Source organism: Ructibacterium sp. SJQ-7, from assembly GCF_054696575.1.
Genome location: NZ_CP195193.1, coordinates 1,803,315 through 1,828,650 on the forward strand (window position 1 = coordinate 1,803,315; position 25,336 = coordinate 1,828,650).

Here is a 25,336-nt window from a genome sequence, read left to right on the forward strand (position 1 = left end):
ACAGGTGATACAATATCACCATTACCGTCAAGCGTTGTAATAGACAAGACTGGTAAAATTGAAATTGATATGTCTGAAATATATGAACAGTATATGGTTGGTTTCAATTTGTTCAATAAAGCTGATAAGCAAAAGATTGCGTCAGAAGATATTGCAAACATTCAATACAGCTCGTCAATTCCAAATATCGCTACAGTTTCTGCAAACGGAAATACTGCAACTGTAATGCCGACAGGTAACACGTTCGGTACAACAGTAATTACATTTAGAAACAGCAGAAACGGATATGTCGGAACAATTAATGTTACTGTTAAGGGCGATAAGATGGAAAGCATCGTTGCATCATCGCTTACAGCAGGTACAAACTTCCATGCGGCTCTAAAGGCAGATGGAACAGTTTGGACATGGGGCGATAATACATACGGACAACTTGGTGACGGTACTAAGATAACAAGAGGCTATCCAATTCAGGTTAAATTCCAAAACGGAAGAGATGACAGTGCAAGTACATTTGGTGGCAATAATGCAGCTACTGCTATTGCGGCAGGAAATAATCACTTGCTAATACTTGCTAACGGCGTCGTATATGCAGTCGGCGATAATAGTAAGGGTCAACTTGGTAACGGTGCGACAGGAACTACTGAAAGTATAGTTGTACCTGTAATGATTGACGAAACAACTACACTTACAGGCGTAAAGAACATTGCCGCAGGTGATGATTTCTCAATGGCACTACTTGAAGACGGTAGTATATATGCTTGGGGTAGCAATAAATCAGGACAACTTGGTGACGGTACTACAACTGACAGTGCATATGCAGTTAAGGTTTTAGCCGGCAGAAGTGGTACAAACGCATATGATCCTGATAATAATGATTATTACTTGAATGACATAGTTTCAATTTCAGCCGGTCAAGCATTTGCAATGGCATTGAAGAATGACGGAACAGTTTATACATGGGGTGACAATAGCAAGGGACAACTTGGTGACGGTACTCGTGTAAATAAACCGACTCCAATTCAAGTTCTTCGTGGCGAAAGTCCGGAAGAAGAAACAAATGTAGCTCCGGCAGGCAGTGATTACTTAATTAATATAGTAATGATTTCAGCCGGTGCAAATCATGCTTTAGCTCTTACAAAGACAGGCTATGTCTGGGCATGGGGTGATAACACATACGGTCAGAACGGTGACTGGACAACAGATAATAACGAAAGACATTATCTTCCTCTACAAGTAAGAGATATTTCAAAGGCAGATCAAAGCACAGGTAATACAACAGGCAGATTAAAGAATATAACTGCAATTTCTGCAAAGAATAATCAATCATTTGCAATTAATGAAGAAGGTTATTTGTACGGTTGGGGTTATAACGGTCAAAGACAACTTGGTATTAATAATTCATTAAATCAGACATTGCCTCAAAAGGTACTAAAGGGTCAGACTAATAATGATGAAAGCTATATCAAGTTCGTAAGTAACGTAGCGGCAGGTACAAATAATACTGTTGCAGAACTTGATGACGGTTATGTATACACATGGAGCAGAAACACAGAATGGCAGTTAGGTAAATTTGACGGTACATCATCAACTTATGATGTAAGCACACCTGCTTATACAGGTGAACGCGCAGAAGATTTGATTGAATTCTTTGACGCTGAAGGAAATAAGATAAATTACCTAACAACGATAGAAACAGGTGCAACAATCGAGATTGATTCATATAAACATCATCATATGTACGGTTTCAATCTTGAAAATGATGATACACATGAACCGCTTGACGGAACATTTACATATCATTCAAACAATGAAAATGTTGCAACTGTTGTAAACGGTGTAATTACAGCCGGTACACACACAGGTACAGCTATAATTACAATTACACATGATTCAGGTATAACATCTGAAATCAGTGTAACAGTAACACAAGCCGGAAGAACAGCCACACCTATGGTTGCCGGTGGCAGTGAGTTTGCGGTTGCATTGTTGGATAACGGTGAAGTTTGGACATGGGGTTCAAACGAAAAGGGACAACTTGGCAACGGACTTACAGAAAATACAACATATCCTGTACAAGTTTCACTTCCTGAAGGAGTGAAAGCTAAGTATGTAGCGGCAGGTATTAATACAGCATATGCTGTAACAACTGACGGTTATGTATACGCATGGGGTAATAACGAAAACGGAATGATTGGTAACGGTACTTCTGATAAAGACGAAGTAAACCGCACACCTGTAAGAGTTCAAGAAAAAACATCTACAGGTGTACTTGTAGACCTTTCAAATATCGCAAGAATAGCAGTCGGTGAAAATCATGTATTGGCACTTTCAACTGACGGTTATGTATACGCATGGGGTAACAACTCAAACGGACAACTTGGTAACGGCGATACATCATCAACAAATGAAAAGTTCCATGACAATGATACAACTGATGGAATTTATGCGGCTCAAAAGGTATACAGAGGTGAAAGTGCCGCAACAAATGACGATTGGTATATCCAAGATGTTATTGATATTGCCGCAGGTAAATCATTCAGCGTTGCTCTAAAGGCAGACGGAACAGTTTGGACATGGGGTCTAAATACAAGCTATCAACTTGGTATTGGCGATACAATGACAAGACCTGTTCCGACTCAGGTATTGGCAGGCGCGTCATCAACAACAGAAAAATACCTAAAGAATATAACAGCTGTTGCGGCAGGTGAAGGTCACGTCCTTGTTGCTACAACAGACGGAACAATGTATTCATGGGGTTATAATAACTGGGGACAACTTGGTAATAATACAACAACAACTGCTACAAAACCTGTAAAGGTTTCTAATATCACAAATGTAGCGGCAATTTCAGCTAATTATTATAACAGTATGGCTATGACTTCTGACGGAAGTGTATATACATGGGGTTGGAATGAATATGGTCAAATCGGTGATGGCTCGTATAGATATGATACATTCTATTTACATCATCATGATTCATATAGTCATGACCATTGGAATGATCCGACATATATGAATAAGACTGTTCCTACACAAGTCGTAAAGGGTGTAACAGGTTCAGATACTGCTTATATCAGTAATATTTGGAACATTTCAGCCGGCAGAATAAATATGTATGTAATTCATGAAGATGGATATGTATATGCTTGGGGTTCAAACTCAAAGGGTCAGACAGGTGACGATACAAATACTAAAGACGGTAATTATGTATCACTTCATAACGGTACTCGTTTGGAATACCATGCAATGGATAATACACCTACTCAAGTCGGTGACTTTGAAACAAAGACACTTGTTGTAAATAACTATGATGTAGTTACAACAATGGGTAGAGATGAAACAATCCAATTAAATACATCAGACTTCGAGAGAAATTACAGAAGTGGATTTAACGTAAAATATCATAATGAAGATCAAAGCGGTGCTTTGACAGCAGGAGAAAACTTAACCTTTACTTCACTTGACGAATCAATCGCAGTGGTAAGCAGTACAGGTTTAATAAGCGTACCTTCAGAATTTAAACTTGGTGAAACAACAATCAGAATTAAGACAGACGATGGTTTTGTCGGAACGTTAGTTGTAAGAGTTAAACGTAGTGCAGACACTGTTGCAGTTCCTATGGTTGCATCAGGAAATAACTTCACAATGGCATTGCGTGAAGACGGAACAGTTTGGGCATGGGGTCTAAATAGTTCAGGTCAACTTGGTGACGGTACAAAGGTAACTCGTTCATATCCTGTAAGAGTTAAGAATACAGACGGAACAGGTTTGCTTGAAAACATTGTTTATATAGCAGCCGGAGGTTCGTCAGCAGTAGCTATTGATAAAGACGGCAGAGTTTACGGTTGGGGTAGCGGAACATCTAACGGACTTGGTTCTAAGCAAGAATCTCTACTTCCATCACCTGTTGTTACAAGCTATGAAGAAACTGTTATTGAAACAGACGACGGCGAAGGCAACGTAGTAAAAGAAACAACTGTAACAAAGACAGAACTTGTCGGAGCAGTTGCAGCCGCAGGCGGCGCAAACCATATGTTGGTTCTAATGGGCAACGGACAAGTCTATGCTTGGGGTGCAAACTCATACGGACAAGTCGGTATAAATACAACAGATAATGTATATGTTGCTACACTTGTACAGAAGTCTAACGGTATAGAACCTATAGAAGACGCGGTTAAGGTTTCTGCAATTTCAAATACAAGCCTTATCCTTACAAGTGACGGACAAGTTTATGCTTGGGGTCAAAATGTAACAGGAACAGCTACTGTTGGCTATCATGCTACAGTTAATTTAGGCGGATACCTTGGTACAGGTTATTCTATAAGACACAGATTTACAAACAGAAATAGCTTTAATCCTACTAATACATATGAAAATCGTCTAAGACCGACAAAGGTACTTATAGCAGACACATTGCAAACAGCAGATTATGCAAATAAATACTTCAACGGTGCTATGGATATTGCGGCAGGTACATATCATTCAGTTGCAATTAACGATAATTATGTATATACATGGGGTTATAATGGAAACAGTCAGCTTGGCGACGGTACTACAACAGATTTACGCCATCCTGAAAAGGTAACTGCATTTGCAGAAAATCAAGTATCACATATTTACGCTTTAGGTAGTGGAAGTGCCGCAATGACATCAGACGGTCACGTATACACATGGGGTTCAGCCGCAAAATCTAATACTACACCTGCACTTGTAAACAAGGGTGAGGCAGACAGTAATGAAGATGTGATTGATAATGTTTGGTACGTATCAACAGGTTTGAGTCACTTAACAGCATTCAGAGCAAACAGTGATGCAACTAAGGCATATATCTATGCTTGGGGTAGCAACAACTATGGTCAACTTGGCGATTCATCATTTGTTAATGCAACAGAACCACGTCAAGTAGGTGACAGAGAAGCACGTGTTATTGAAATTAATAATGCGGTAGTTTCTGAAGATACTGTTGGTTATGGTACACCGGGCAAGACATACACAGGTGTAATTCCTTCACTTGTAAGAGTAACAGAGGAACAAATTCTAACAATAGATCCGTCAGAAATCAACGAGAGATATTACGAAGGCTTTAACTTCTTCGCAGAGAATACTCTTGATAATACTGATTATTCGGGTAATTATAAGTTCTACTCATCAGACGAAACTGTTGCAACAGTAGCAGAGGAAAACGGTAAGTGGGTAGTTACACCTATAATAGATACAGAATATCACAAAGGCGGACAGACAACAATTACTGTTGTCAATACTGCAACAGGTGCAACAGGTGCATTTATACTTGGTGTATACGGCGGTAAGTTGACGCCAAACTCAACATCGAGAGATGGTAGCGGATATACAAAAGAAACTGCATCACCGCTTGTTTCAACAAACCTATATCATTCTGTAGCATTGAAGTATGACGGTACAGTCTATGCTTGGGGTAGAAATGACTACGGACAGGTTTCAACAAAAGACGGTGAAAACAGCATTATGAATACACCTGTACAGATTTACAGTGTTGAATATGATGCTGAAGGAAATGCACAGTATACTCTACTTGAAAACATAATTGACGTTGCAGCCGGCGGATACCACAGCTTGGCAGTTGACTCAGACGGTCACGTATGGTCATGGGGTCTAAACGATAAGGGTCAGCTTGGATACGGCACAACTGAAAATTCAGGTGCGGCACAAATGGTTATGATAGGCGATAATCAGCCTATGGAAAATATCGTAGCTGTTGCCGCAGGTAATAAGCACAGTCTTGCATTAACAGCAGACGGTCATGTATACGCATGGGGAGATAATACATATGATCAACTTGGTGCATCATCAACTGTAGACGGTGACTTTGACAAATATCCTGTACACGTTACACAAGGTACATCGGCAAGTGGAACATACACTGATGAAAATGGCGTTGTAACAACAGATGAACATTTGAGTAACATTATTCAAATTTCAGCTGGAGATAACTATTCAGCTGCACTAAAGGCTGATGGAACAGTTTATGTATGGGGTATTAACAACTATACAGTAGGCGGTAAGCAAAGCTCAAGCAAGGGTACAAATGATACAAGAATGGCACCGTATCAAATAATCAGCGGTGATTATGACAATTCAAAGATTAAGACAGATTCAAGATTTGATGCGGCATACATCCAGACTGTTGCAAAAATTTCTGCCGGTTCAAATCACTTGATGATGCTTACAAACAAATACTATGGTGAAACAGATGTATTTGCAATCGGACTAAACGGAAATTATCAACTTGGTGATGAAACAACTACGACAAGAGATTATCCGGTATTGTCAGTAAGACCGAGTGATCTTGCAGACAGTAGCAGAACTGTTAATAATATAATCAGCATTGCTGCCGGACAGGCTCATTCACTTGTATTAGGTGAAAGCACTGCGGAAGATAACTTTAAGTATAGCGTATGGGCGTGGGGTAGTAACTCGAATGGTCAGATCGGTATGAATACAAATACTGCAAACTATCCAAAACCTCAACATGTAAGAAGTCAGTACCTTGAAGATGAAGAAAATGCGGTAAGTCCATACATTGAAAGTGTATTTGCTATAGCAGCGGGTGCAAACTCAACAGCTATCGATCTTGAAGGTTACGTTTATATGTGGGGTATTAATAATTACTCACAGATTGGTGACTTTACAACTGAAACAAGACTTTACCCATATCAAGTAGGTGAACTTCCTTATAAGTCAATCATCTTTAAAGACGTTTACGTTGTAAACAGAAATACAGGTGTTGTCGAAGAGTATTATGCGACATTACCTAAGCATATTAATATGCGTAAAGACCAACTATTGTATATTGATGTAAACCAAATGTATAACAGATACTTCAAAGGATTTACATTGCTATCAGATACAGAAGAATATCCGGTTGACAGATTTGATCCAAACGATAATACATCATGGGTTGATCCGTATGACCAAAACGGTGATTTGAAACCGATAAGAGATGGTGAAGACCATATCAAGTTTACAACTTCTGATGAAACTGTTGCAATTATCAATGAAGATGAAGATCCTGTTTCAACAATGCTTGAAGAAAAAGTATTTAATGCAGACGGAATTACACGCAGATATATTGTAGTTAAGCCAATCGAAGAAACAGAAAAATTCGGTTCAACAGTTATCAGCGCGCATAACGAAGACCCATATGTAAATACAGGAAACGAAGATATAGATGATCACCATGCTTACGCAGGTTATACAGGTGCTGTTAATATCAGTATTATCCCTGGTGAAGAAATTCCTCCTATGGTAGTTTCAAAGGGTGACCATGCAATAGCAATCAATATCTACGGTGAAGTATGGACATGGGGACGTAATGATAAAGGTCAGCTTGGTGACGGTACAACAGTTGACCGTTCATATCCTGTTCAGGTTATGATAACAAATGAAGATGGTCAATTAGTACCTCTAAAGAATGTTATGATAGTAGCTGTAGGTGAGAAACACAGCGTAGCATTGACTCGTGATGGTATATTGTATACTTGGGGTGATAACTCTAAGGGTCAGCTTGGTAGCGGTAACTCAGCATCAGCACTTGCATATTCAACAAGACCTGTAACTGTTGCAGGTGAAAATAATTCAAGCAAATCTCTAAGTGAAATGCTTGCAGAAAAGAATGAATCAATTTCTAATATTGCGGCAGGTAGAGATCATACTCTTGCAGTATCTAACCAAGGTAACTTGTACTCATGGGGTGCAAATACTTACGGACAACTTGGTGTTAACTCAAGAGATAACAGATATTTCCCTGTACAGGTAAAAGGTTATAACGGCGGCGGTTACTTGACAGATGTTATCCTTATCGGTGCCGGTGCGGAACATTCACTTGCCGTAAGAACAGACGGTAGTGTATGGTCATGGGGACGCAATAATAAGGGTCAACTTGGTCAAAGTACAAACGGCGTTAATAACACATACAAAGATATGCAAACACCTGACAGAGTATTGAAGGGTGAATATGATACGGGCAACGCAGACGACAGATATATAAAGAATGTTGACGCATTGTCAGCCGGTGAAAACTTCTCAGTTGTTACAACAAGAGATCGTAACGTATACGCATGGGGCGATAATACATATGGTCAGTTAGGTAACGACAAGACAACTGCAACAATTTCAACTCCTGTTCATGTTAAGTCAAGCGACGGAACATACTTAACAGGTATATCTATGGTATCAGGCGGTGCTAACCATGTAATCGCAATGTCAAATACAAATGACATCTATGCATGGGGTGATAACTCAAAAGCACAGTACCACGAAGTTGCAAATACTCATGTTGCAAATAAGATAACAGATAAGGATTCACTAAATCCTGAAAATGATGATGTATTTACATCATTCTCAAGAGTAACGGCAGGATGGAACTATTCTGTAATCCTTACAAACAACGGTTATCTATGGGCATTGGGTAATAATACATACGGACAACTTGGTGATATGACAGAAACAGATTCTGATGAACCTGTCAGAGTTGGTTTCAAGTCAGAAGATATTCTAAACTTGACAAAGGTAACTGTATCTCACAGCGATGGAACAACTACAGAATATACTGATGATAATGTTCCGGCGCAAATTGATATTACAACAAGAGAAACAGTAACATTTGATCCAAGCAGTTATGAAGCATTGCATCATATGGCATTCAACTTGAGAACAATTCATACAAAGGATGCTACAAAGGATGTAACTGCAAATGTCGGAACAATTAAGTTCTATTCATCAAATCCGAAGATTGCCGAAGTTGATGAAAACACAGGTGTAGTAACACCTAACGGTAATAATCAATACGGTAAGACAACAATTACTGCTTATGCAGAAAAGACAGATGGCGATAAGACATATATCTATGTTGCCGAAACTGTAATTTCTGTAGGAGTTGAAACAGACGATATGAAGAAGTCTGTACCTATGATTGCATCAGGTTCAACACATACAGTCGTTCTAAAACCTAACGGAACAGTATGGACATGGGGTCAGGATACATATGGACAACTTGGTGATAACGATTCTGAAACAAAGGCATATGCTGTTGAAGTTGTTAAGGAAGGCAATATAATTCTTGATAATGTTAAAGAAGTTGCCGCAGGTACTGCACATTCACTTGCACTTACAAAAGACGGTAAGATTTACGCATGGGGCAGCAATTCATACGGACAACTTGGTATTACTGATGCAACAAGCGGTAAGCCGACAGGTGCAAGCAAATCAGCAGTAGCTGTTGAACTTATTTATGCAAATGACGGTAGTGAACTTCCTAAGTTTGTTTCGATTGCAGCCGGTGATTACTTCTCTGTTGCTCTTGCAGAAGACGGCAGTGTATGGTCATGGGGCAGAAATGTCAACGGACAACTTGGACACGGTGATTTCGGAACCGGTTATACATATTATGCACCGGTTAAAGTACAACAAGGTGCAAGTGCAAGTAAGACAGTTGTCACAGGCACAGAAACAACTGAGTCAGACGGAAACACTGTAACAAAGAATATATATGGTAATAATATATACTTAGAAGAAATCGTAGCAATCAGTGCCGAAGGCGATTCTGTAATGGCAATCAAGTCAAACGGAACAGTGCTTTCATGGGGTGTTGATTCACACGGTCAGTCAGGAACAGGTTCACTAAGTGATAAGCATGTTCCGACAAGAGCTAAGGCAAGTGACTTTGACGGTGTTAAGGACAGCAACGGAATACCTATGTCAACAACAAGTGACACAAGTTATCTTGCAAACGTAACTTCTATTGCAATGGGTAAAAACCAATCAGCTGTAATAGTCGGTGACGGTTCATATGTTCTTACAGCCGGAGATAATACAACAGGTCAGACAGGTCTTGGAACTACAGAAGGTAACACAACAATGTTCAAGGCTGTTAAAAATGTATGGGGCAGCGATGTAAAGGTTGTAGAAATTAAATCAGGTGCAAACCACACTGTTGCTCGTACTGATGATAACAGACTATGGGCATGGGGTGATAACTCAAAGGGTCAGCTTGGTCTTGGAGATACAGTAATAGATAACAGTATTGAAATGGCAGATAAGCCGACTCAGGTTAAACGTGGTGACTCATATTCTGACGACGCATATATCAATAATATTTGGACAATCGGCGTCGGCGGAAATAACAGTGCCGCTATAAGACATGATACAGTTGTAGGCAGTGACGTTGTATGGTCATGGGGTAATAATGCCACAAGACAACTTGGTAATATGATTGATAATCAGTCATATATGCCGGTACAGTCAGGCGAAAGAGAAACAAGACGAGTTCTTGTTATCCATATTGACAAGCATACAGCCAACGGTCAGACAATTCCTTATACAATTCAACTTCCTCAAAAGGCTGAGGATGCAGTAGATGTATCATTGACAAATCTTCCTCAGATTTCGATTGGTACAGGCGATTATCTACAAGTTGATATTGATAAAATTTACGAAGTATATGAAAGCGGATTTGTACTTGAAACATCCGGAGAGATGGTACAAGTAACAGGAGCAAGTTTTGCATCTTCAAATGTAGAGGTAGTATATGTAGACGGAGCCGCAACTTCGGGTACATTAAGACCTACAGAAAAGGGTGCGTATAACAGTGCTGTTATTACAGTAACAAATCCTAAGACAAATAGCGAAGGCGTATTTGTTGTAAATGTTACAAAGACAAACGATGCCGTTGCATCATCAAGCGTATCTACAGGTACAAGCCATACACTTGTTCTAAAAGAAAACGGAACATTGTGGACATGGGGCGATAACTCTAAGGGTCAACTTGGTGACGGTCCTACAAGCGAGGGTGTAACAGGCGGAAGTATTTCTGATGATTATATACACAGAAGCTTTACATACACAGGTACAGGTGATCTAAATTATACAGCATTCCCTGTACAAGTTAAGACTGCTAAGGACACACCTCTTGTAAATGTAGTATCAGCGTCGGCAAACAAAGACTATAATGTAGCCGCAGATGCAAACGGTGACGTATATATTTGGGGTAGTGTAAACGGATTGTCATATACATATGCTCAGAAGATGGCAGGCTTTGAAGGCAAGAATATCATTGCCGTATCAGCAGGTTATACTCACTTCATCGCACTTTCAAAAGACGGCTATGTATATTCATGGGGTGCAAACTCATACGGACAACTTGGTAACAACACAACATCAAATGTCACATCACTAAGCGGTGTAACACAGGTAGTAGGACAAAGTGGCGAAAACTACTTGTATGACATCGTAAAGATTGCTGCAAACGGAAACAGCAGTGCAGCTGTAAGAAGTGACGGAACATTATGGACATGGGGTGCAAATAAATCAAGCCAGCTTGGTGACGGCACATCAACAAATAAGACAACTCCAATTCAGGTAATCAGAGGCGAAAGCAATCCTGAATATGATAATCGTGAAGATAACTCTAACTATTATGTATACTTGCAGAATGTTAAGGATGTAAGTGTCGGCGAAGACCACATGATAGCTATGACAGAGGACGGCAGCGTTTATACATGGGGTTCAAATAAGTACGGTCAACTTGGTGTGAATATTGACGGTGACTCAGTAAATCACGCAGTTAAGGTTGACACATCTGCAATTACAGCCGTAACGGATGAAAACGGAAATGCAGATGAAATAACAGCAGTTTATGCCGGTAAACATTACAGTGCTATTATCACTCGTGAAGGTCATATGTATGTATCAGGTAGAAATACAGATGATACTGAAGGTACAAACTATGTAACAGGCAAACTTGGAACAGGAACAACAGACGAATCTATATCAGAATTTACTTCTGTTGCGACAGGTTTGAAGTACGAAAAGGATAATAACATTGAAAATATTCACGGTGTAAGAAATGTTGCACTTGGTGCAAACCATACAGTAATAATCAGTAAATATGGTTATGTATGGTCATGGGGTGCAAATAATAATTATCAACTTGGTGATATAACATATAACGTTCGTATTGAAAAAGGCTCAACAACATATAACATCAATACTGTTCCTACAATTTCAGGTAACAGAGAAACCCGTTATATGACAATTAATGATGCCGTAACAGATAAGGGCAGAATAATTGCATCTTCTGATGATAATATTTCAATGCCTCCTGTTGTAACAATTTCAGAAGACGATGTATTGAATATCACAAAGGTAACATATGATTACAGTTCAGGATTTAACGTAGCAGAAACAGACGAACATCCTGTTATGTATCTTGCAAATGATCCGAACACATATTCAAATGTAACATGGGCATCATCAGATGAAAATGTTGCTACAATCGAAAACGGTAAGATTATACCTAACGATAACAGACGATACAGTTCAACAACGATTTCTGTTCAAAATATGAACGGTGCAATCGGAATGTTTATTCTAAAGATTAAGCGTAACGAGAATACTGTTGCAGTACCTATGGTTGCTGCCGGTGATGACTTCTCAATCGCTTTGAGAGCAGACGGTACTGTATGGTCATGGGGTAATAATGACAAGGGTCAGCTTGGTTTGGGCAGCAGTGTAACAAATCAAGACCGCCCTGTTCAGATTAAAAATCTGTCTAATATTACATATATAACTGCCGGTCAATATCATGCAGGTGCAATAGATAAAGACGGTAACGTATATATGTGGGGTTATAATGAATTCGGTCAGATGGGTAACGGTACATCTAATAATTATAATTTAACACATCATAAAGATGACCATTATTATTATGATGATAGTTGTTGGAGTCCGGATTCTCATCATAATCACGGTGGTTCAAGCGGTCATACACATTATATGTATAATAAGGTAAACAATAATGCGTATACTCCGGTTAAACTTTCATATAACTTTGGTGAAAAGATAGAAACTATCACAGCAGGCGATAATCATACTGTTGTTATGACAGAGAGCGGTAAGGTTTATGCTTGGGGTGATAACAGATATAATCAAATCGGTTCACCGCAGACATATGCAAAGAGCGGATATATGGGTCATTACAGATATAACTTGTGTTCAGGTAACAGTAATGATGCCGAAATAACAAGAGTTCCGTTAATGCTTACACCTGTGAGAGTAAGAGGCGCAGAAGGCTATGGCTACCTTGAAGAAATAATTGATGTCAGAGCCGGCGGTGACTTCACAATCGCATTGAAGAGAGACGGTACTGCTTACACTTGGGGTAAGAATGATGAAGGTCAGTCAGGTGACGGCACAGTAATCACTTATACTACACCGTCATATCAAAAAGCTAATATGTATGCGTATGGTAGTCATGGTAATGATTATGGTTGGTACGTTGCAAGTACATATGATTTGAAGATTAGATATGAACAATCATACAAGAAGTATTATCCTGTACAAGTAAAAGCAGGTGTACAGACACTTGATATTGAAAATAATTCAACATACAATGCAGGTTCATATGCTTATAACTACTTGCAAGAAATTACAACAATTTCAGCAGGCAGCAAGCACGCTGCAGTTATCACAAAGAATGGTGACTTGTTCACATGGGGTAACGGCGAAAACGGTCAGCTTGGTAACGGTGCTAATGATGATAGTAACTTACCTGTTAAGGCATTTGAAAATGCAGTACAAGTAGCAAGCGGTTCAAATCAATCTATTGCAATTCAGAAAGACAGTGCAGTATGGGCATGGGGTGATAAGACACCTCCTCCGTATTTGACATTCTATGAAACAATATGGACAGATAAGGACAGATTGACAAGCTATGATACAGCTACTATTTACGGTAGAAAGTACACAGAAACAAATCCTACAAATGTATCTTATCAGCTTGGTATAGCCGATACAACATCAACAAGTGTTAATACACCTCAAATGGTTGTAAAGGGTAACACAATTAATGCTAAACCTGAGAACTTCTCAGAACAAATGATGAAGTACGGCATTATCTCAACAAGAGGCTCACATACAGTTATGTATAGTACACGTTACGGTACTGTATGGTCATGGGGTACAGGTACAAACGGAGAAATAGGTGACTTTACACTTAATAACCGTACATTTGCAGTACAGACAGGTGCTACGGATTATATCCGTCCTGACGTTATAGGCGGCGGAATTTATGAAAGCGACAGTAACACAGCTGTTACTGAGTATTCAACAACTAACCCAATGCCTAATATGATTACAATTAACAGTAATGAATATATAGAATTTAATCTAAGCAGTGATGTTTACAGATTAATTTCTCCTGGTTTCAACCTTGCATTTACAGAAAAAGAATCAGAACCATTCTACTGGACTCCTGATTTACATTTGACAAATATTGATGAAAATATTGCAACGGTTGAAATGAACGGAACAGTCGCAAGAATTGTTCCGAATCAGAATGAAGCATACGGTGAAACAACACTTATGCTCCGTGATGATAATTCAGATATATCATTTATCTTCAAAGTTCGCGTAATGCCTACACAAGAAGAGAAGTACGGTACAGATATAAAGTATGCCGCACCGAAGGTTGTAAACGGTGAATCTCATGTAGTTGCATTAAAGACAAACGGTACTGTATGGACATGGGGTCGCGGAACTAATAACCAACTTGGTGACGGTTCTAACTCAAACGACAACTATCCACTTCAAGTATTGGGTGTTAACGGTAGCGGATTCCTTGAGAAGATAGTAGATATAGCCGCAGGTACAAACTTCTCTGTTGCATTGGATGCAGACGGTAACGTTTATACATGGGGATATAACTCAGATTCATATCCTGTATTGAAACTTACAGACGCCGTTGCAGTTGGTGCTGCAAACAGTATGGTTTATGCAGTAATGAACGACAGAACAGTTAAGTATTGGTCATACGGTTCAAGTCCAACTTCATTGATTAAGGGCGAAAGTGCATCAACAAGCGATTTATTTGAAAATGCACTTGAAGTAACAGGCGGAATTTCGCATAACACGATTCTTCGTGATGACGGTTATGTATGGACATGGAGCAACGGCGGAGCAGAAGCAGGTAACGCGTCGGGTCAACTTGGTAATACATTGCGTAAATACCTTAACTATCCGGCACTTGTAGTAGTAGGCGAAAGCCCATACAACAGTGTTTACCTAAATAACGTTGTAGAAGTACGTTCGGGTGCAAACCATAACGTTGCACTTATTAAAGAACAAAACGAAAATCATACACAGTATGATGTTCCTGAAGATAAGGCGTTCACTTCAAAGAACGGTTATGTATTCGCATGGGGCGATAATTCAGAAGGTCAATTCGGTAAGACAACAGCTAATTCAAACAGCTATGCACCTGTAAGAGTTGATATTCCTGATGATGAAGTAATTAATCATATTTCAGCTGAAAAGAATTCAAACCTTGCAACAACTGCCGATAATACAGTTTGGGCATGGGGCAACCATGCAGATGGTCAAATGGGAGCAAACGGCACAAGCTCGGCTCCTGTACAAATCGTATCAAATGACGGCGGAGTATGGTCATCATCGAATGGCATTAAGGGTGCCCTAAACGGTGCTGCCGGCGGAGATTCAATGTCTGCATATATTTCAGACGGTACAGTTTGGACATGGGGTTCAAATAGTTCAGGTCAGCTTGGCGATCAGACAAATGTTAATAAGAACTACCCTGTTCAGGCAATTACAGAACCGGCAACAAAGATGATTAAGGTTGCACACGCGTATGTTTATAAGAAGTCGGATTTGACAACTCCTGTTAAGGAACTTGAATATCCGAACGAAATTATGATAGATGTTGACGAAACTGTGGTTATTGACAGAATTGTTGTAGAAGAAGTTCTTGCATTTAACCTATACTTCGATAAGCGTGTGACAGAAATATCAGTAGATAATATTGATGCTAAGTCAACCGATGAAGAGGCAATAGAAGTTACATCAACTAATTCAACCGTTAAGGCAAAATCACCAGAAAATGCAGTAGCTGGTGACAGTGCTTATGTAACAATGTCAGTGCCATATGACGGTGATACTGCAACAGGCTTTATAAGAGTAGGTCTAATCGCAGACGGAACAACATCACTTCCGGAGGCGTCATTAAGTACAACAAGTTCTGCAATCGTAAATGCAGACGGAACAGTAAGCGCATGGGGCGATAACAGCTTTGATAAGTTAAACGTATCATTGTTTGATAATCAATCTGATGTATATGCTCCTGGTGTTGTAATGAAAGACAATGACGGACAAGTTATATTTAATAACGTAAAAGAATTTGCGTCAGGTGAAAACTTCAGTGTAATTCTAACAAATGACGGTGAAGTATACGCTTGGGGTACAAATGAAAACTCTCAAACAGGTATAGGCAATGCAGGCTCAACTGCTTACGCATATCCGCAAAGAGTTATGAACAGTTCAGATACACCGCTATCAGATATTATATCTGTTAAGGCATATTCGACTCATGCAGTTGCACTTTCAAAAGACGGTAGAGTATATGTATGGGGTGCAGTATCTGATAAGATTGGTCAGAACAGATCAAGACAGAATTATTATGCAAAACCATTGAGAATTACTAATGTACAAGCTATCGCAGCTGGTGAAAATCATACAGTAGCATTGAAGGCAGACGGTTCAGTTTGGACATGGGGTTCAAATGATTCAGGACAACTTGGATCTGATACATCATCAACTCCGCTACCTGTAATGGCAGAGGGTGTAAGCAGTGTGGTTGCAATCGCAGCCGGTGCAGATACATCTATTGCTCTTACAGCAGACGGCAGTGTATATACATGGGGCGGCGGCGAAAGCAACGCAACAAAGGTTCTTGACAATGCTACTCAAGTAGACGCTAAGGGTGAACAATTCACCGCAGTATCGGTTGACGGCAGTGCATACGCATGGAACAAGAACGAAACTCCTACAAAGGTTGAAGGACTAAGCAATGTTATTACATCTGCGGCTGGCGGTAATCACGCAATGGCAGTCCTTTCAGACGGTAATGTATATACATGGGGTGAAAACAGTAATTATCAACTTGGTGACGGCACAAATAATACATCAACATCACCGATTAAGGTAAATAAAGCGCCTGAAGGCATTCGTGTAACTAAGGCGGTAGTAGGTACAGTTTCATACACAGACAACGATAAACTTTTATATGAGTTTAATCTTGAAAGTGGTGATGAACTTGGTATTGACGGAGTTAAGAAGTTCGTTCCTTATCGTTTCAATGTACTTGGTACAAAGAGATGGGAAAATGTTATGAATTACAGACTTGAAGCTCTTGATTCAAATGTAGCAGTAGTAAATGGAAAAACAATTTCGACAGTATCAGGTCGTTACGGAACAACTTACATAAAGATTATTGAACTTAACGATGACGGAACTGACGGTGAAAACGTTGGATTTATAAAGGTAAATGTAATACCTAACGGTGCATTCACAGCACCTATGGTTGCAGCCGGTACAGATTTTGTTATTACTCTAAAGGATGACGGAACTGTATGGTCATGGGGTTCAAACTTACATAATAAAGTAAGTGCGAAATCTGATGAATATGTAGATGTTGCAACACAAGTAGAGTTAAGTGAAAACACTGCTCTTACAAACGTTGTGAAGATTGCCGCCGGTGAAAGTCACGCTCTTGCACTTACTGCAGACGGTAAGGTTTACGCATGGGGCGGCGGTGAAAAAGGTCAGCTTGGTAATGGTTATAATGAAGATAGCAATTATCCGGTTCTTGTAAACGGAATTACAAATGCCGTTGATATTGCCGCCGGTGAAAATCATTCAGTTGCACTTATGGCAGATGGTACAGTTTACGCATGGGGCAGCAACGAATCAGGTCAAATCGGACATCAGCAAAAGGCAAGTTCTGTATACGGAACAAATGCCTCTGAACATTATAATGTACCTGTTATCGTAACAGACTTCGGCGAAACAAAACATCTTGAATCAATCGTTGGTATTTCAGCGGGCGGTAACCATACTTCTGCTCTTACAACAAGCGGTGTTGTATATACATGGGGTAGAAATGTAAACAGTCAGCTTGGTATGAACGATACAAATCCGGCAGATCGTTATGATGTTCCGAGAGAAGTTCTTGGAGATGCAGATTCAGAATTTAAGTATAACGTAGCTAAGATTTCGGCAGGCGATGAACATACAGCCGCACTTTCACAAAACGGAAACGTATGGACATGGGGTTATAACTACTATGGACGTCTTGGTGACGGTAGTGGTGAAACAAGAGCTATGCCTGGTAAGGTTGTAACAGCTCTTAACTACGAAACTTTCGATCTTGAAGGAATTGTAGATATAGACGCCGGAATTACTCACTCATTGGCAATCGCTGCAGACGGTTCAATTTACGCATGGGGCGATAATATGTACGGTGAACTTGGCGACGGTACAAAAGCACAGAAGTCAACGGCTGTCAAAGTTGTAAACGAAGATGGCAGTGACTTTAGCGGTGCAAACGGTATATCAGCCGGAAACGAACATTCTGTATTGTTCACAAATATGGGTGAAATCTATACATGGGGTCATAATGATCAAGGTCAACTTGGTACGGCTCTTGCAGACGGTGAAACGAGTGCATCTGTTCCTCAATGTATAGGAAGCAGTTCAGAAGGTTCAAAGGGACTTGTTATAACAAAGATTAATGTAACAGGTACACCTGTAGGTGAAACATACACAACAGTTCCGGAAAGTATTTCAATATTCCCAACTCAGAATGTTGCGGTAGATTTGAATACAATAAAGGTTATAACATCAATAAGCAGATTTAATGTTTATACATCAATGAGCACAGGAGGTTCAGGTGGATCAACTGTAAGTCCGAGCGATATAACAATCTCGACAGACAGTGATTTGTTAACAATCGACAATGCTACAGGTGTTATTTCACCTAAGACTGCTACAAGCTACGGTATTGCAAAGGTTACAGTTAAACATAACCCAACTCAATATACAAAGTCATTCAATATAGTTATTAAGCCTGAATATTCAGCAAATAAGTCTGCGACAATAGTAGGTGGCAGTGACTTTACGATAGCATTGAAAGCAGACGGCAGTGTATGGACATGGGGTAATAATACTCACGGACAACTTGGTAATGGCAAGGGTGGTAATAACGCACAAGTTATTAATCCGCAACAAATCGCACTTTCAAATATCTCATCAGTTGCAGCCGGTAAAGAATTTGCAATGGCACTTACTGATGACGGTAATGTATATACATGGGGTGCAAACGAGTCAGGTCAACTTGGTATCGGTTCTGTTGATGATAAGTCAACTCCACAAAAGGTATCATTCGATTTGGCAGTAGGTGAATACATAATCAGAATTTCAGCAGGCGATAACTTCGCAATGGCACTAACAAGTGCAGGTGACGTTTATGTTTGGGGTAATAATGATTACAGCCAGATGGGTCTTGGAAATACAATGGCTCACAGCGACTTCTATTCACCGAGCAAGATAGAAAGCATCACAGGTGCAACAATGATTACAGCCGGAGCAAATCATGCAATGGTTTATGCTGTAGGTAAGGTTTATACATGGGGTGCAAATGACTCTGGTCAGCTTGGTAAGGGCACAGATACATTCAGTGCGTCAACCGACGGTGTACCGAAAGAGATAAATATTCCGACTTCAATAGCTACAGTCGATCAGATTATTGCTCGAGGTGATTACTCAGCTATAATTTCAGACGGTAAAGCTTATCTATGGGGTGCAAACGGAAATTATCAATTAGGTAATAACTCTGATACAAATGTATTGTCAGTACCTGATACTGCATTGAATATTGAAGAAAATATTCAAGCTATGGCATTGGGTTACAGTCATATCGTTGCTATCACAGAAAAAGGCAATGTATATGCTTGGGGTAACAATACATTAGGTCAGCTTGGTTTAAGCACAAATGCAAATGAATATAAGACACCTAATAAGGTTTACTCAGGTGCAAGCTCACAGACTAACCAATATATGATAAATATGTGGGGTGTAGGTGCAGGCTATAATACATCATTTGCAGTTGCCTCAAACGGTATCGTATACGGTTGGGGTCAAAATGACAACGGACAACTTGGTATAGGCACAAGAGCAGACGTAAATCTTGCTAATACAGTTAAGCTAAGTGATAAGAACGGTTTGACAATAACAAATGCGTACGTTACAGGAAGTACAAATGTTACATATGATAGCAATAACCCACTTCCTTATAACGTAACAATCACACCGGACGATACACTTACAATAAGCAATAATTCAATAACAATGGCGGCAGCCGATAATGACTTTAACTTGTTCGCATCAAATGATTCACAAATCAGTATCGCAGACAGTGCAAATATAAGATTCTATTCATTAGATCCTTCTATTATGTCTGTAAATGAAACAACAGGTGTTGTTACATTAAGCGATGCAACAAAGGAAAGACGTTACGGAACAACTGTAATTAAAGTTGTTGAAACAACAGAAAATCTTGTATCATATATTAAGGTTGCAGTAAGAGATAACGGAAAACCTCAAGCTGAAACAGGCGTATTTGCGTCACCTTATACTGATGACGGTACAAGAATTATGGTCAAGAATGACGGAACCATTTATACATGGGGAAGTGACAATAAACTTGGTCAGCTTGGTAGAACGGGTGATACAACCGAACCTGCACAAGTTAAGGGCAATAACCTTGATACAAACAAGGTTGTTCAGGCAGCAGTAGGTAATTCGTTTGTTGTAGTTCTTACTTCAGACGGCGCAGTATATTCATGGGGTGTTAATACATCAGGTCAAAACGGTTACGGATATGCTAAGTCATATAATAGAACACCGGTAGCAACAGCAATTCCTCGAGGAAAAGTTATTACACAAATTGCAGTCGGTGAAAGTCATGTAATCGCACTTTCAAGCGATGGCGATGTATATGCTTGGGGTAATAACGATAACGGACAACTTGGTATAGGTATAAAGACACAACGTGAACTTACACCTACATTACTTCCTATAACAGAAAAAGTTGTACAGATTGCCGCAACAGGCAAAGGCGGTGCAGCTTTGACTGAGGACGGTCATGTATATGCTTGGGGCAACGGTAACTTGTCTGCTGAACTTAAAGCAGAAGGTGAAAGCGCCGGCGATACAGATCATAAGCTACAGAATATTGTAAGACTTGCGTCAGTAGGAAATGTGTTTACAGTTTCAGACGCAAACGGTACAACATACGCATGGGGCGAAGGCTCAGTTCACGGTAAAGAAATTTCATCAGACGAACCTGTTTCATATGATGAAATGAAGGTATTGAACTTGAATGTTGTTTATGCTCAGGTTAAAGAAAACGATGAAGTTACAAGAGCATATACAATGTCTAATCCATTACCGACATCACTTGAACTTACAAGCAATCAAATTCTTCAAATTGCAGGCAACTCAGTTTGGGGTAGTGCAAATATTGAATCTTCATCTGTATATGACAGAGTAGGCTATGAAATGACTACTGACAGATTGACATTTACATCAAGTAATCCGTCAGCAGTTACAGTTGACTCAAACGGTGTTGTTACAGGTATGGGCAGAATTGATAGTTCTGTTATAACAGTAACAGATAAGATTCTTGGAAGTTCGTACTCATTCACTGTAAGAGTTGCTCAAAGCGCAGATACAGAGATTACAGTTCCGATGATTGTATCGGGATACGGACATACATTGGCACTTCGTGCAGACGGAACAGTTTGGGCATGGGGTGACAATACATACGGACAACTTGGTGACGGTACATACGGAACATCAAATGTAGATAAGTTTGTTCCTCGTCAAGTTCGTATAGGTCAAAATGAAAGCAATACAAAGTTGCTTACAAACATAAAATATGTTGCAGCAGGTGCAAACAGTTCAGCTGCAATAGATCAAGACGGTCTACTTTATGTATGGGGTAATAATGATAACGGACAACTTGGTGTTGACGGAAAGATAGTTGCATATCCGACACTTGTCGAAGCCCTAAAGGATAATCCGGCTACACCAAACGCTGATGAAACAATTCTTGTTTCGGCAGTTGAATTGAGCGAAAGCCATACAATTATCATTGACGCTTTGACAAAGAGAGCGTATACATGGGGTAAGAACGATCATAATCAGCTTGGTTATCAGCAGAGTATACTAAATAACGGTAAGCCTATGACTTCACCGTCAACTGAAAATTATGCTAAGGAGGCTCACCTTGTAACAAGAGATAAGGGTGACTTGAACTTCCTTGAAGTAGCATCTGGTAAGAATCATTCAGTTGGTATAGTTATTCCTGCATCTGAGGCAGAAACTGCTACTCAAGGTACAGTTTATGCTTGGGGTGATAATACATACGGTCAGCTTGGTCAGAACACAAGTGGTTCATCAAGCGCAGTATTACAAGCTGTTAAGAAATCAAACGGTGAAAGCATTACAAATGCAGTTGCAGTTGCCGCAGCCGATAACTATTCACTTGCATTAACGGCAGACGGAATAGTTTACGCATGGGGTGATAATACATACGGAGTAATGGGCAACGGTACAAAGGGCGGTATACAGAAATCAGCTGTAGCCGTAGCCGGAGTAACAGGTGACGGTACTCTTGAAGGTATTTATGCAATAGCCGCATCACCGAAGACAGCTGTAGCAATAAGCAAAGACGGTCACGTTTATAGCTGGGGTAATAACGATAATGGTCAGATAGGTGACGCAACTCACTTTGAAAGACTATATCCTGTAATGCAGAGTGATATTAACAATGCAAAGGCAGTTTCAGCAGGTGACGGATATACAGTTGTTCAAACAACAAGCGGAAATATGTATGCTTGGGGTAAAAACGACTCAGGACAAATCGGTAACAGTACGTTCGATGAACAACTTGTTCCGGTTGCAGTCGGTGCAAACTCTAAGTTAACAATAAGAAAAGCAGGTATTGTTACTAATACACAGGCAGGTTCAATCGTAACATCAGCAGAATTTGCAATGTTCAGCATGCTTGAAGAAAGCGATATTGTTGAAATGAACGAAGTATATTCTGCCGGCGATGATATTAGCCTACAAAGCTTTGAAAGTGTAGATTATGATACTGAAAACTATGTACCGAGAACAATTACATTGACAAATGATGCGTCAGGCAACATTCAGCAATTTGTTCTTGATAAGAATGCAGTATATGATGAAATGAGATTCTATCTAAATACTGATTCTGAAACAGGTAATGATGAGTTTAAGGTAGAAGACATCTATATGATACCTGCTGATACAAGCTTGTTCAGTGTAGACGATAACTGGATTGTTACACCTACACAAAAAGCTATTGACAGCAAGTATGCCGTTACAACACTTATTGTTCAAGACAGAACAAGAAATATCGCACAAACATTTGAATTGGAATTCAGAGCGACAAAGCGTGACGATGAGGAATTCGGTAAAGATATATTAGCCGCACCGATGGTTGCGTCGAACAGCTTTAATTCAATAGCATTGATGTCAGACGGAACAGTTTGGACATGGGGAGATAATACATACGGACAACTTGGTAATAACTCAGTAACTCCTTCTTCAATGCCGGTTCAAGTTCGTAACCCTATAAGTGACGGATACCTTGACGGAATAGTTAAGGTTGCACAGGGTAAGTACCACAGTGTAGCACTTACATCAGACGGTAAGGTTTACACATGGGGTCACGGTGCAGACGGTCAGCTTGGTACAGGCAATACATCAGATAGCCTAATTCCGGTTGCAGTAGTAACAGGCGCATCAACTTCTGAAACAGAAGATGCACAATATTTGACAGACATTGTTGATATAACAGCCGGCGACGACTTTACAGCAGCTCTTGATAACAAGGGTCGTGTATGGATGTTCGGTAATAATGCATCGGGCTTGCTTGGAATAAGTAAGACAGATGATATTCAGAAATATCCTCAAAGAGTTCTTGCAGGTAAGAGCAAGAGTACAACAATGTATCTTGAAAATATCGTATCTATCGCGGCAGGTGCACACCATATGCTTGCTCTTGATAAGAATGGCAGTGTATGGGCATGGGGCGATAACAGCAGAGGTCAGTTGGGTGAAGGAACATATGAAGATGTTCTTGAGGCTGACGGAACTAAGACAAGCGCAACAACAAGAACTATTCCAGTAGCAGTTGATATTCAAGATGTTGAAAAGATTTATGCAGGATATAATAATTCTGCGGCAATTAAGACAGACGGTACTCCATGGGCATGGGGCGATAACAGTTACAGTCAGGTGGGTAATAACAGTACAGCTGATGTAGTAGCTGTTCCGGCTCAGGTTATGTATGAGTACGACAAGGAAAATCATGTCGGTGTACTTCTAACAGACATCAGACAAATCTCTGTCGGAAAAGAACATATGAACGCATTGACACGTTCAGAAAAGAACGTTGTTACATGGGGTAAAAATTTGAATACAATCACTTCAGCAAGTGGTATTCAAACAAATAAGATGGCAGTAGAGTTGCTTGATGACCTTGATAATAACAGTGTTGTTACAGATACAATTATGATTGCGTCGGGTGATAACACATCTGCAATACTAAGAAGTAACGGTGACGTTTACTCTATCGGTAATAATGCAAACGGTCAACTTGGCGACGGTACAGCTGTTGATAAGGATATTCCTGTCCTTGTTGGTATAGGCAGAAGTGCTGATACTGTTATGATGAATAGCGGAGCAATAATCAGACGTGACGCAAACGGTGATTATACTGATATTACAAAGCAGTACACAGACGATGATCCAATGCCTTACGAGGTAAATATTCTTAGAAGTGAAATCCTTTCAATAGATATGAATGAAATATTCGTTGAAAGAGATCCAAGCTTTAACTTGATAACAGGTTCGTTTAAGGTTAGAGATAACGGTTATACATTCAAGTCACTTGACGAAAGTGTAGCAATTGTTTCAAATGATGGTGTAGTTACACCGGCAGATCAAACAAGTGCAATAGCTCTTGGAACAACATATATTGTTGTAAAGGGTAACGAAACAGGCGCAACAGGAATTATCAAGATTAATGTTATGCCAATGGATGTTCAGTTTGAACAAGGCGAAACAGTTATAAGAGATGACAGTAAAGTTTACCCATATGTAGCTGTAGGTGGTAAGACAATGGCAGCCGTTACAGACGGCGGTGTACTATATACATGGGGTGACAATACATACGGTCAGCTTGGTATAGGACTTACAAGCGACGCAACACCATATTCAACAACACCAACAGTTGCAATAAACGGTAACGTTAAGAAGGTCGTTGTAGGTGACGGATTTATGGTAGCCGTTACAATAAACGGTGAAGTATATGCTTGGGGTAGAAATGATAACGGTCAACTTGGAAACGGTACAAAGG

1 protein-coding gene (running past both ends of the window) is annotated in these 25,336 nt (G+C 39.8%); it reads left to right on the forward strand.

This entire window lies inside a single protein-coding gene on the forward strand: locus ACSAMO_RS08180, encoding an RCC1 domain-containing protein (RefSeq protein ID WP_499209084.1). The 88,038-nt coding sequence extends 23,397 nt beyond the window's left edge and 39,305 nt beyond its right edge, so the window shows coding positions 23,398-48,733 — codons 7,800 (complete) to 16,245 (partial); the first complete codon in view begins at position 1. Both codon boundaries (start and stop) fall beyond the window edges.